This window comes from Thiomicrospira sp. S5 (genome assembly GCF_003991075.1).
Lineage (GTDB): Bacteria > Pseudomonadota > Gammaproteobacteria > Thiomicrospirales > Thiomicrospiraceae > Hydrogenovibrio > Hydrogenovibrio thermophilus.
Window position 1 is genome coordinate 909,468 of record NZ_CP014470.1, and the last position, 12,288, is coordinate 921,755.

Genomic DNA, 12,288 nt, shown 5'->3' on the forward strand with positions numbered 1-12,288 from the left:
ATGCGCCCGAAATCAGCGGTCTTTAAACGTCAGTTGGTTAACGATATTCAACACCGGTTTGGATTGGTTCATGCTGTAAAAGTGCAGACCGGGGGCACCGGCGTCCAGCAAACGTTGTGACAGTTCCGTGACCACGTCTTCACCGAATGCTAGCAAACTTTCCTGGTCGTCTTCAAAGCTTTCCAGACGACATTTCAACCAACGGGGCACTTCCGCGCCACAGCCTTCGGAGAAACGCACCAGGTTTTCATAGTTGGTGATCGGCATGATGCCCGGCACAATCGGAAGGTCGATGCCGGAGCGCTCGCAGTTGTCGATGAAATACAGGTAGCTGTCGACATTGTAAAAATATTGGGTGATGGCGGAGTCGGCACCTTGTTCCACCTTGTGTTTGAACCATTTGATGCCGATGTTGCAGTTACGCGCTTGCGGATGGGTTTCCGGGTAGGCGGCCACTTCCAGCTTGAAGGTATCGCCACGCTCGCGTCGGATGAAGGCGATGAGGTCGCTGGCGTATTTGAATTCGCCCGGATCCATCATGCCGGACGGCAGGTCGCCGCGCAGAGCGACGATGCGCTTGATGCCCATGGCTTCGTAAGTGTCGAGCAACTCCAGAACACTTTCCTCGGACGCGCCGATGCAGGTCAAGTGTGGCGCCGCTTCGTTATCGGTTTCGGTTTGGATGTAACGCACCGTATCGATGGTACGGCTTTGGGTGGTGCCGCCGGCACCGTAAGTCACGGACATGTATTCCGGCTGAATCGGTGAGAGTTCCTGAATAACGGTTTTCAGCTTTTCCATGCCTTTTTCGGTACGGGGCGGGAAGAATTCCAAGCTGATTTTTTGTTCATATTGTTGTTGTGACTGCATGTGTTTTCCTTGCGCTTTTCTGGATGATCGCCGTATTAAACGGCGGTCAGGCGATGAGGCGGCCGGGGTCAGCGAAACAGGTCGCTTAGAGTCCGGCGTCGGCTTTCAGGGCCTCGGCTTTGTCGGTCTTTTCCCAGGTGAAATCCGGCAATTCGCGGCCGAAATGGCCGTAGGACGCCGTCTGGCGATAAATCGGACGATACAGGTCGAGCATCGCGATCAGGCCTTTCGGACGCAAATCGAAATGTTCGCGCACCAGTTGTTCGATGCGGCTGACCGGAATGCGTTCGGTGCCGAAGGTGTCGATGCTGATGGAGGTCGGTTCCGCGACGCCGATGGCGTAGGAGACCTGAATCTCGCATTTGTCTGCCAAACCGGCCGCGACGATGTTTTTCGCCACATAACGACCGGCATAGGCCGCGGAGCGGTCCACTTTGGATGGGTCTTTGCCCGAGAAGGCTCCGCCGCCGTGACGGGCCATGCCGCCGTAGGTGTCGACAATGATTTTACGGCCGGTCAAACCGGCATCGCCCACCGGTCCACCGATGACGAAACGCCCGGTCGGGTTGATGTGGTATTGAGTATCGGCATGGAGCCATTCGGCCGGGAGCACCGGCTTGATGATTTCTTCCATGACCGCTTCGTGCAGGTGTTTGTTGTCGATGTCCGGCGAATGCTGGGTGGACAATACCACGGCATCAATGGCGACCGGTTGGCCGTTTTCATAGCGCAAGGTTACTTGGCTTTTGGCGTCCGGTCTCAGCCAGTTCAATTGGCCGGATTTGCGGCAGTCGGCTTGTTTTTCCATCAAGCGGTGAGCATAAAAAATCGGCGCCGGCATCAATACCTCAGTTTCGTTGGAGGCGTAACCGAACATTAAGCCCTGATCGCCCGCACCTTGTTCGTGGTCATTGGATTCGTCCACGCCCTGGGCGATTTCCGGGGACTGTTTACCGATGGAACTCAGTACCGCGCAGGTGCTGCCGTCAAAGCCCAGGTCGCCGTGGTTGTAGCCGATGTCATTCACGACTTTTCGTACGAGTTCTTCCTGGTCGACCCAGGCTTCGGTGGTGATTTCCCCGCCCAGCATGACCATGCCGGTTTTGACAAAGGTTTCGCAGGCGACGCGTGCTTTCGGGTCCTGTTTTAGGATGGCGTCCAGCATGGCATCTGAAATTTGGTCGGCGATTTTGTCTGGGTGGCCTTCGGAAACGGATTCAGACGTAAATACAGTGGTGGTCATGGATAACTGTCCTCAAGTTTTAGTATTGCAAAGTTGAGATACGGAATATCAGGCGGGAAAGGATGAAACGTCTCCTCGCTTTAGCCGTACTTATTTAGGCGCCCGCAAGCTGATGAGTCAAATCGGCGCTAGGCGCAATTTTCGTTAAATTGTGCGGTAGATGCAAGTTTTTTATCGAATTTTGGGGAATTTAGACTTGGTTTTATTGGGGAAATGTCTGGAATTGCTGGGCCTAAAAACCGTAAGGTGTTTACTCTGAATGCTATGGTATGCCGTGAATGGCGGGGGAGTATCATCAAACTGTCATATTGGCGTGACTGGCATTTTGTTACCATTCGCTTCAAATTGGGTCTTTGGGCGCAGGTGCCGGAGGCAGAGAAATTGAAACGGAGTGAGTCGTGGAAAGAGTGACTTTGCCGGACGAAAAATGTTCCGGCTTACAACATTCGCCATTGGGCCGGGAATTGAAAGATATTTTCGATCACCAGCGGATTCAAACGCATTTTCAGCCGATTGTGGGCCTGAAAACGCGTTCCGTGTTTGCGTTTGAAGCTTTAACGCGCGGCCCGGATAATTCCGCCTTGTATTCACCCGCCCATCTGTTCCGTTTGGCGTCGGATCACGGCTGCTTGCTGGAAATGGATTTGATGGCGCGCCGGGTGTCCATTAAAAACTTTATGAAAGCGGTGGCACAGCATCAGAACCAGGCTAAGCTGTTTCTGAATGTGTCGGTCAGCTCGTTGATGAATGTCGACCACCGTTCCGGCCTGACACTGGATTGCTTGAATTATTATGGTTTGAATATTCATCAGGTGGTGATTGAAATTACCGAATTGCAGCCGGTGGAGGACAGCGGCCTGTTTCTGAACGCCATTCAACATTACCGCAAGATGGGGTTCAAGGTCGCTATTGATGATTTAGGGTCCGGTTATAACGGCTTGAAGCTGTGGTCGGAGGTCAAACCCGATTTCGTAAAAATCGATAAACACTTTATTGCCAACATCGACAAGCAAGCCGACAAATATCGGTTTATGGAAACCATTCTGACTCTGGCGAAAAGCATGGGAACCAAGATCATTGCAGAAGGCGTGGAAACCGAAGCCGAATTGCAGATTTTGGAAAAACTGGGCGTGGATTTTGTGCAAGGGTATTTGTTGAAACGCCCGTCGCCGTCCACGGCCCTGACATTGGATTACAAGTGGAACGAAGTCGTTCAGGATGTGACTAATCCGAAAGAAACGGTGAAGTTGTTGTGTCGGGAAGCGTTCACCATGCCTTTGAGCACGACGATTGATCAGATGACGGACGAGTTGTTACAGCGCCCGGGAGTGGATTATGTGCCGATTGTCGAGAAGGGGCAAGTGCATGGCATGGTGTGGCGGCGCGAATTGACCGAGCTGCTGGCCAGTAAATTTGGGCGCGATTTGCACGGCCGCAAAAACATCGCTAAATTGATGGACCCGTCGCCGCTGGTGTTCGATATCAATACGCCATTGGTGGAAGCGAGTCGGGAAATCACCGAAAACGGTTCCTACGATAAGGGCACCTTTATTTTGACCGATAAGGGCAATTACAAAGGCTGTGGTTCCTTTATGGAATTGTTGCGGGTCATCACCGACTTGAAAATCCGCAGTGCGCAGTACGCCAATCCGCTGTCCGGTTTACCGGGCAATGTGCCGATTCAGAATATGATTCAGGAATACCTCGATCGTCAGTCGCCGTTTGTGGTGATTTACGTCGACGTCGATAATTTCAAGCCGTATAACGATTATTACAGTTTCGAACAGGGGGATCAGGTCATCAGCGCGGTGGCGCGGGTGTTGAAAGAGTCCCTCGGTGTGCAGGAAGCCTTTATCGGGCATGTCGGTGGGGACGATTTTGTGGTGGTGATGCCGGATATGCAATATGAAATGGTGTGTCAGCGCATTTTGAAAGGCTTCCAGTTCGCCAGTTTGAATTTTTACACTCAGGAAGACCGTCATCGCGGCGGCATTTATGCCGAGGACCGAGCGGGTGAAAAGGTTTTCTTTCCAATGATGTCGTTATCGCTGGGGGTGTTGCTGGTGCATCCCGGCGTGTTCGACCACACTCAAAAACTATCGTCTTACGCCACGCGCGCCAAAAAAGGTGCCAAATCCCAAGGGGGCAACACCTATTATGTGGTGGACTCCCGTCAAGTCGGGCTGATGCGCGCCTGACCGAGTCAATTCACTTCTTTTAAGCTTGTTTGAATCGTGTGATAGGATGTTGCTTTTGGCCAGGCCTGGTCGGTTTTGGTCTTTTAAAAAATCAGTCATAACAAAGACTTGGGTTTTACCCGTTGAATCTTTTTTGCTTGCAAAGTGGTCAGGTTCATGTAAAATTAGCCGCTTTTTTCAAAACAGGTACGAAATTATGTCGACCGTGAAAACTGAAAATCAAACACCGTTGGTCGGTGTCATTATGGGGTCCAAATCGGACTGGCCTACCATGAAAAACGCCGTGGACATGCTGGAGCAATTCGGTGTGCCTTATGAGGTCAAGGTGGTGTCCGCGCACCGAACGCCGGATTTGATGTTTGAATACGCCCAAACGGCTGAAGCCCGTGGCTTGCAAGTCATCATTGCCGGTGCCGGCGGTGCGGCGCATTTGCCGGGCATGGTTGCCGCCAAGACCATCGTGCCTGTTTTGGGTGTGCCGGTTCAATCTCGTGCCTTGAGCGGTGAAGATTCGCTGTTGTCCATCGTGCAGATGCCGGGCGGCATTCCGGTCGGTACCTTGGCCATCGGCGACGCCGGTGCCAAGAACGCCGGTATCCTGGCGTCGCAAATGGTCGGCACACATATCCCGGCTGTGCGTGAAGCCGTGCGCGCTTTCCGTGAAGCACAAACCCAGTTCGTGTTGGATAACCCGGATCCGCGCGACTGACGTTTCGCGAGTAGATTCCCTACCCAGTTCGCGGCTTTTCACGTAAAATACCTGTCTTGTCCTTTTCCGGTCGAATAACCGGAAAAGGCGCTCAATGTCATGCATGACCATCGGTCGAATGAATAAGTCATCACCACAGCAAACAACGGAAATTGAGGAGCGATATGACGCCTATCACAAAGAAAATCGGTGTTTTGGGAGCCGGCCAATTGGGCCGTATGTTGGCGATTGCCGGCTATCCGCTCGGGCAGAAGTTCGGTTTTTTGGGCACCAGTCATGACGAACCATCCGCCTTGCTGGGGCAGATGTACACTGATGAAGTCGAGTCCTTGAAAGACCTGGTCAAGTTTTCCGATGTGATGACCTATGAAAGCGAGAACACCTCGGTGGAAATGGTGCGTGAAATCGCTCGTAGCATTCCGGTGTATCCGGGCGAAAAGTCGTTGTATTATTCTCAGCATCGCGGCCGTGAAAAAGGCTTATTCGATGAACTGAGCATTCCGTGTGCGCCTTACCAAGTGGTGGATTCGTTGGAAAACCTGACTCAGGCGGTGGAAGAAATCGGGTTGCCGGCCATTCTGAAAACCACCACCGAAGGGTATGATGGCAAGGGGCAATTCGTCCTCAAGGAAAAGTCGCAAATCGACCAGGCCTGGAAAGCCATCGGCGGCCGGGAATTGATTCTGGAAGGATTCATCGATTTCAGTCGCGAATTGTCGATTGTCGCGGTGCGCAATGCCGATAACGAGCACGTTTACTATCCGTTGGTGCAGAACGTTCATCATGAGGGCATTTTGCGTTACACCATTGCGCCGGCTCGGCAAATTTCCGAGACCGTCCAGACGCAGGCTGAAGCCTATATGAAGGCCTTGCTGGACAAGCTGGATCATGTTGGCGTGCTGACGTTGGAGTTATTCGAAACGGTTGATGGGTTAGTCGCGAATGAAATGGCGCCGCGTGTGCATAATTCCGGCCACTGGACCATTGAAGGTGCTTTGACCAGCCAGTTCGAAAACCATGTGCGGGCCATCACCGGACTGCCGTTGGGCGATACGTCGCCGCGTCAACCGGTGGCGGCGATGATTAACATCATCGGCGAAACCGGCCCGGTGGCGGAGGTGTTGAAAATGCCGAACGCTTTCCTGCATTTATACGATAAAGCCGAAAGAGCGGGGCGCAAGCTGGGGCACATCAATCTAGTTGCTGATTCGGAAGACGCGCTGTACGAACAGATCAAACAGTTGAGCGCATTTTTGCCTGCCGAGGACAAGAGCGAATCTTAAGCAGAGACGTCCGATTTGGTTACGACTGGGTATAACTGAGCAGTTGACTCATGGTCAACGCCAGGTCGGACGGAATCACGCCGGCCTGGCTGGTTTGGTTTGCCAGCACGTCACCGCTGTGGGCGTGTAACGACACGCCCAAACACGCCGCTTCAAACAAATCCATGCCTTGCGCCAGAAAGCTGGTGATGGCGCCAGTCAATACATCGCCCATGCCGCCGACTGCCATACCGGCGTTGCCCGCCGTACACAGTTCCATACGTCTCCCGTCATACACCAAAGTGCCGTTGCCTTTTAACACCACCACGCCGCCGTAACGTTTTTGCAATGCCATCACTGCTTTGAAACGGTCTCGCTGGATGTCTGCAGTATCGGTGCCGAGCAAGCGGGCAGCTTCGCCCGGATGTGGTGTCAGCACCCAGTTAGGTTGTGTTTGCGGCTGCTTGGCCAGTAGGTTCAGTGCATCGGCATCCATGACTTTGGGAATGGATTGGGATGATTCAGCGTCCAGAATACATTGGAATAAGGCCTGCGCCCAGTCGTCCTGACCGAGGCCGGGGCCCAATCCGATGGCGCTGGTTTGCGGCAGAAGATCGGTTAAATCGTTTGGTAAATAGGTCATCAATTCCGGTTGCGCTTGGGTGAGCGCGACCAAGTGTTCCGGTTGCGTGACAATTTTCACCAGGCCTGCTCCGCTGGTTAAGCTGGCCAAACCGGCCAGTTGGATGGCGCCCATCATATGGTGATTGCCGCCCGCTAATAATACGGTGCCTTGGCGGCCTTTATGGCTGGAAGCGGTGACCGGCGGTCGTTTCGCCAGCCAGTCTTTCAAAGAGTGGTTGTGCGCGATGGGCGTTTGCGCTTGGTAGCTGTCCCGGCTGAGGAATAGCGGGCTGAAATGAATCTTGCCGGCGGTTTCCGGGCCCATATGGGTGTATAACCCAGGTTTCTGGGTGATGAAGGTGCAGGTGTGCGACGCGCGGATGGCGGTGCCGAGAATGTGGCCGGTGTCGGCGTGTAGGCCACTGGGAATATCGATGGCCAGCACCGGTTTGTGGGCGTCGTTCACCTGTTGGAATATCTCGGCGAAGTCGCCGGAAACCGGCTGATTCAAGCCGGTACCGAAAACCGCGTCCACGACGATATCGGCATCCTGTAACCGGTTGCTGTCAAAGGGAGTGGGCGACAAGCCGAGCGCTTTGAGCTCCTGTAACGCCGCGAGGGCATCGCCGCGAATCTTCGTTTCATCCCCTAACAGTACCGCCGTGACCTGACGTCCTTCCAGCAGGGCGTATTGCGCCAGCACCCAGCCGTCGCCGCCGTTATTGCCACTGCCGCACAGCAGGAGAATTTTTTCGGCGTTCGGTTGGGTTTCTTTCAATGTCTGGTAGGCGAAATAGGCGGCACGCTTCATCAGCAGCAGGCCTGGCTGTTTTTGGGTTTCGATGGCGTAGCGGTCGATGGCGCGGCTTTGGGCCGCAGTGTAAAAATCAATGGTCGGCATTCGGCACCTGCTGAGTTTGGAAGCGTGGCGGAAAAGACGATCGCGGTTTACGCGTCGTCATGTTGTTCATTATACGCTGGGTACCTTTTAAATAAACAGGGCGATGAGTATTGCGCCGAGAATAAAGCGATACCAAGCAAAAGGCGCCATGCCGATGGAATTAATCCATTTCAGAAAGAGTGCAATCACGGCGTAAGCCGTCAGGCCGGACAGAATGACGCCGCCGATCATGGCATCCCATTGCACCGGGTGGGCGCTGTCGAGAAGGTCTTTTAGTTTTAACAGACCGGCGCCGAGGATAATCGGAATGGACAATAGGAAAGAGAAGCGGGCCGCCGCTTCACGTGTCAACCCGACCATCAGCGCGGCGGTGATGGTGATGCCGGAGCGCGAGGTGCCGGGAATCAGCGCCAAAGCCTGTGCAAACCCGATGATGAGGATGTCTTTGAAACTTAAGCTGCGTTCGTCGCGAATGCGTTTACCTTTGACGTCCGACCACCAGAGCAGAGCGCCGAACCCGATGGTGGTTGCGGCGATAATCAGCGGGTCGCGTAGCGCTTCTTCCAAACCGTTGTTGACGATGAATCCGAAAATGACGGCCGGTAAGGTGGCGAAAATCACCCACCAGGCTAGGCGACTGTTGCTGGTGGGTTGACGGGTGACTAACGAGGTGCTCCAGTCGCGGGTCATGAGCCAGACGTCCTGTCGGAAATACAGTAACACGGCGGACAAGGTACCGATGTGAACCGCGACGTCGAATGCCAAGCCCTGGTCTTGCCAGCCGAAAAGCTGGGGGATGAGGATCAAATGCCCGGAGCTGGAAATCGGCAGAAACTCGGTCAGGCCCTGAATGATGGCGAGAAAAGTGATTTGAATCCAGTCCAGTGTTTGTTCCATGCCGCGTCCTTGTATGAATGGTTTGTTTGGGGCTTTGTCGGTTTAGAGTTGGTGTCTTAAATCGCGGAGCTTAAAGCCCATCAACGACAGGTCGCACCCTTTGGTGAGGGCGATGACTTTGAAGCTTTCGCCCATTTCATCCGGCAGGGTCAGGGTTTTGATTTGCTGGGCGATTTTCAACGATTCGGTAATGTCCATTTCCGGGTCGCCCGACATTTCCAGTAAGCCGCTGCCCATTAAAAAATGCGCTTGGGTGGTGAAGCCGGCTACCTTGAAACCGGCGCCGAAAGCGGATTCCGCCACGGCGGTGAAATCGACGTGGGCGGTGATGTCTTGCAGGCCTGGGTAAAAGAAAGGGTCGCTGTGGGCGCGGTGCTGATAATGGCATCGTAAGGTACCCATGCGGCGGGCCGGCTGGTAGTACTCGCGTCGCGTGTAGCCGTAATCCACCAGCAGTAAAGCGCCGTGGCTCAGAAAGTCGGAAATGGATTGCAGCCAAGGTTGAATGTTGAGGTTGATTTCAGTTTCATAGCCTTGTGACGGTGGGTGGCCGATCTGGTTGAGAATGCCGTTGGCGGCCTTTTGCAAGGTCGGGTCCGTTACCGGATGATACTCCCATTCGAAGCGTTGTTTGCTTTCGTTGTAGGCGACGTAGCCGCGCAGGCTTTGTTCGGCCTCTAAACGTAATTTTTCAACCGGCATGGCATCCAGCACTTCGTTGGCGATGACAACGCCTTCCATGGGCTTTTTGGGTAGCTGATCCAGCCAGACGACTTTTTCGAACAGGGCTTCCGGCAAGGTTTTCAGGGTGGCTTCTTGCCGGGCGCGCAAATCGGCACTGAGTTCGACGATAAAGTAGTGTTCAACCGGTTGTTGCAAAGCGTCCAATTCCAGCAGGATATCCTTGGCCATGGTGCCTTTTCCGGCGCCGAATTCGATGACGTTGGGTTGTTCCAATGATGCCAGAACCTGTGCGGCTTGGCGAGCCAGACAGCGCGAAAAAATCGGTGAAATTTCCGGCGCGGTGATGAAGTCGCCTTGCGCGCCGATTTTAGGTAAACCGCTGGAATAATAGCCCAGGCCGGGTGTATAGAGCGCCATCTGCATGAAGTGGGCGAACGATAAAGAACCGTGGCGTTTGAGCGTTTGGCGGATTTTCTGGGCCAGGGCGTCGCTGCGTTCTTGGTTTTCGGGGGGCGGGGTTGGAAGCTGGTGATTCGGTTTCATGCGAGGCCATTCGATATTTAAATTTACAGGGCAAGTCAATTAAATTCCGCAGAATCTCACTGGGGATTAATCGAACTGCCCTATTATAGTATAGTATCCGTTGAGATTGGATTGGGATTTGGCCGTCTTTTTGCTTAGTCATTATTCAGTCAGAATTTATAGTGCATGAGGCTTGAGCAGACATGAAGTTAGGGATTAAAAAAGTCCATGAAAACGAGTGGTTGGTGCATATCGGTTATGCGTCGATTCGGCTTGACCGTTTTTCGGTGGAATTGCTGAACATCACCTTGGAGCACTTGGTGGCGTTGGAGCATGGCCAAACCCACTCGACCCTGACAAGTTATATTAAACTGGGGTGCCGTATCCGAGAGTTGGACGATGCCGGTGTGCAGTTGCTGGTGCGAGGTGTCGATAACCAGGATTTATTGAAATTGATGGTGATCGCTCAGGACGAGGAATTGAACGAGGCGGTGCTGCGGAATGTCGGCGGCATTCTCGCCAAACAATTGAAAGCGGATATGGCCAACCCGGTACCGCCCAATAATGACGAAGCCAAAGCCGCCATCAAACGGGTGGTCGAAAAGATGTTTGAATTGGAATGTCTGGGCAAAATTGAGTTTTTTGATAAAAATACGCAGTACATTTAGGAAGACGCATGGATATTACCGCCAAACGAGATCACGACGGTCAATACATACTGGAAATGGGACCAGTGTTTTTTGAATTGCCGTTGGAGTCACTGGAATTGTTGCACAAACTGGTCGATGAACGTCTTGGCGGCCAAGCCTCCGACGACATGGAGGGTTTGAATAAAAAATTGAACGCTTATCGTGCGTTGGCAAGCAAGTTGGTGTCGATGGATGACCGCGTATTACAGAAGTTGGCGACGGAAGTGACGCCTGAACAACTGGTGACCATGGTGCGCCTGGCCGATGGCGAGCGCTTGTTTCATAAAGTGATTCGCAATTTATCGCGCCAGAATGGTCAGCAATTCCAGCAGGATTATCACGACTTAAACAAAATTACCGTGCATCAGGCGTCCTTGTATATGGAGCAGGCGGTGCCGAAAATTCGCCAAGCCGCTCAAGAGCAGAAAGCGTTGATGGGACAAGGTTGATAACCGGTTGGGTGTGATTGTGAAAAACGCCCAGGCCTGGGCGTTTTTTGGGTTAGGCTTCAGCGTTGACGTCGGATTTTCAGCCCCACTGAGTCAGCTTCGATAACGGCATTGGGTTTGTGCAATGTCAGTTCAATGGCCGACACGCCGGCATGGTGTTCAAAAAGGTGTTGGCAGATGGCTTCTGCCAGAGATTCAATCAATTCAAAACGGCTGGCGGCGACCAGTTCGATGATTTCATCGCTAATGGCTTTGTAATTAACGGTGTCCGCCAGTCGGTCGGAATTCGCCGCCGCACGCAAATCGGTGCTGAGTGCCAAGTCGAAAATCAGAGGTTGCCTGAATTGTTTTTCCCAATCGTACACTCCGATGATGGCTTGGGTTTTTAAGCCTTGTACGAAGATAGTGTCCTGTGTCATAAATCCCTTCTTATGCCGTTCTGGTCAATCATTTGGTTCGTCTTGCCGGGGAGAACCATGAATTCTATTCGAAATTATCGCATATTTCGTTAAAATAGCGCTTCCAAATCATGGACGAATGTCTCGATTAACCGAGATCAAGACAAATATTAAAAGGATTCTTTAGAGTGGATTTTACAACAATGCAATGGTTGGCGATTTTGGCGGCTTACGGTCTGGGATCGATTTCTTCGGCGATAATCGTTTGTCGGCTGATGGGCTTGGGCGACCCCCGTCAGGACGGTTCCGGGAACCCGGGGGCGACCAATGTTAAGCGGTTGTACGGCTCTAAGCCGGCGGCGGTGACCTTGTTGGGGGATATTCTGAAAGGTTTTGTGCCCGTCGCGTTGGCAAATTATGCCGGTTGGTCTCCGCTTTTGGTGATTTTGATCGGTGTCGCGAGTTTTCTCGGGCATTTGTATCCGGTGTTTTTCGGCTTTCGTGGTGGCAAAGGGGTCGCCACCATGTTGGGGGTGATGTTCGGTTTGTCCTTTCCAATCGGCATTGCCGTGGCGGGGACTTGGCTGTTCGTGGCCAAGGTGTTGAAAATTTCCTCCTTGTCGGCGTTGGTCGCCACGGCTTTGGCGCCTTTGTATATTTATTTTCTGTCGGATGGCGAAATGAGTTGGGTCGGGTTGACGACCTTGATGACGTTGATTCTGTTCTGGCGCCACCGCAGTAATATCCAGCGCCTGCTGAAAGGCGAAGAAGATTTGATTAAAAAAACGCCCAAACCGGATTAAGTTTGGGCGTTTGATGGGGGCTTTAAGTTGGTGTTTGGT

Annotated in this window: 12 protein-coding genes; 6 read left to right on the forward strand and 6 right to left on the reverse strand. The window is 53.0% G+C overall.

Features of this window, described 5'->3' with window-relative positions:
- Positions 1-12: 12 nt before the first annotated feature.
- Both metF and metK read right to left on the reverse strand, forming a co-directional pair.
- Positions 13-870 (reverse strand): methylenetetrahydrofolate reductase [NAD(P)H], encoded by an 858-nt coding sequence (metF, locus tag AYJ59_RS04085; protein ID WP_127119307.1) that lies wholly within the window; start codon positions 868-870, stop codon positions 13-15.
- An 85-nt stretch (positions 871-955) separates the two neighbouring features.
- Positions 956-2,113, reverse strand: coding sequence for a methionine adenosyltransferase (metK, locus tag AYJ59_RS04090; RefSeq protein WP_127119308.1), 1,158 nt, complete (start codon positions 2,111-2,113; stop codon positions 956-958).
- A 398-nt stretch (positions 2,114-2,511) separates the two neighbouring features.
- Here metK and AYJ59_RS04095 point away from each other — a divergent pair, with 398 nt between their 5' ends.
- The 3 genes from AYJ59_RS04095 (at position 2,512) to AYJ59_RS04105 (ending at position 6,303) form a co-directional block, all read left to right on the forward strand.
- Complete coding sequence (locus tag AYJ59_RS04095) at positions 2,512-4,311, forward strand: GGDEF domain-containing protein (RefSeq protein WP_127119309.1); 1,800 nt, start codon at positions 2,512-2,514, stop codon at positions 4,309-4,311.
- Positions 4,312-4,507: 196 nt separating this feature from the next.
- The gene (gene purE, locus AYJ59_RS04100; RefSeq protein ID WP_029938762.1) at positions 4,508-5,020 is read left to right on the forward strand and encodes a 5-(carboxyamino)imidazole ribonucleotide mutase; all 513 of its coding nucleotides are present in this window, start codon (positions 4,508-4,510) and stop codon (positions 5,018-5,020) included.
- A gap of 164 nt (positions 5,021-5,184) precedes the next feature.
- The gene (locus tag AYJ59_RS04105; RefSeq protein ID WP_127119310.1) at positions 5,185-6,303 is read left to right on the forward strand and encodes a 5-(carboxyamino)imidazole ribonucleotide synthase; all 1,119 of its coding nucleotides are present in this window, start codon (positions 5,185-5,187) and stop codon (positions 6,301-6,303) included.
- A 19-nt stretch (positions 6,304-6,322) separates the two neighbouring features.
- On the opposite strand, the gene AYJ59_RS04110 is transcribed toward AYJ59_RS04105, so the two are convergent.
- The 3 genes from AYJ59_RS04110 to AYJ59_RS04120 all read right to left on the reverse strand — a co-directional run bounded on the left by AYJ59_RS04110 (position 6,323) and on the right by AYJ59_RS04120 (position 9,931).
- Positions 6,323-7,807 carry an NAD(P)H-hydrate dehydratase gene (locus AYJ59_RS04110; protein ID WP_127119311.1) on the reverse strand — a complete coding sequence of 495 codons (1,485 nt, stop codon included), beginning with the start codon at positions 7,805-7,807 and terminating at the stop codon, positions 6,323-6,325.
- An 87-nt stretch (positions 7,808-7,894) separates the two neighbouring features.
- Complete coding sequence (locus AYJ59_RS04115; protein WP_206197896.1) at positions 7,895-8,704, reverse strand: undecaprenyl-diphosphate phosphatase; 810 nt, start codon at positions 8,702-8,704, stop codon at positions 7,895-7,897.
- A 42-nt stretch (positions 8,705-8,746) separates the two neighbouring features.
- Complete coding sequence (locus AYJ59_RS04120; RefSeq protein WP_127119312.1) at positions 8,747-9,931, reverse strand: class I SAM-dependent methyltransferase; 1,185 nt, start codon at positions 9,929-9,931, stop codon at positions 8,747-8,749.
- Between the two features lie 182 nt (positions 9,932-10,113).
- On the opposite strand from AYJ59_RS04120, the gene AYJ59_RS04125 reads away from it, so the two are divergent.
- Together AYJ59_RS04125 and AYJ59_RS04130 are read left to right on the forward strand one after the other, a co-directional pair.
- A complete protein-coding gene (locus AYJ59_RS04125) occupies positions 10,114-10,578 on the forward strand; it encodes a FliG C-terminal domain-containing protein (protein WP_127119313.1) in 465 nt (154 codons plus the stop codon).
- Between the two features lie 8 nt (positions 10,579-10,586).
- Positions 10,587-11,048 (forward strand): FliG C-terminal domain-containing protein, encoded by a 462-nt coding sequence (locus AYJ59_RS04130; protein WP_127119314.1) that lies wholly within the window; start codon positions 10,587-10,589, stop codon positions 11,046-11,048.
- Between the two features lie 59 nt (positions 11,049-11,107).
- Here the strand turns inward: AYJ59_RS04130 and folB are convergent, their stop codons facing one another.
- Positions 11,108-11,467, reverse strand: a complete 360-nt coding sequence (gene folB, locus AYJ59_RS04135) for a dihydroneopterin aldolase (protein WP_127119315.1) — start codon at positions 11,465-11,467, stop codon at positions 11,108-11,110.
- Positions 11,468-11,649: 182 nt separating this feature from the next.
- Here folB and plsY point away from each other — a divergent pair, with 182 nt between their 5' ends.
- Positions 11,650-12,249, forward strand: coding sequence for a glycerol-3-phosphate 1-O-acyltransferase PlsY (gene plsY / locus AYJ59_RS04140; protein ID WP_127120369.1), 600 nt, complete (start codon positions 11,650-11,652; stop codon positions 12,247-12,249).
- Positions 12,250-12,288 lie beyond the last annotated feature (39 nt).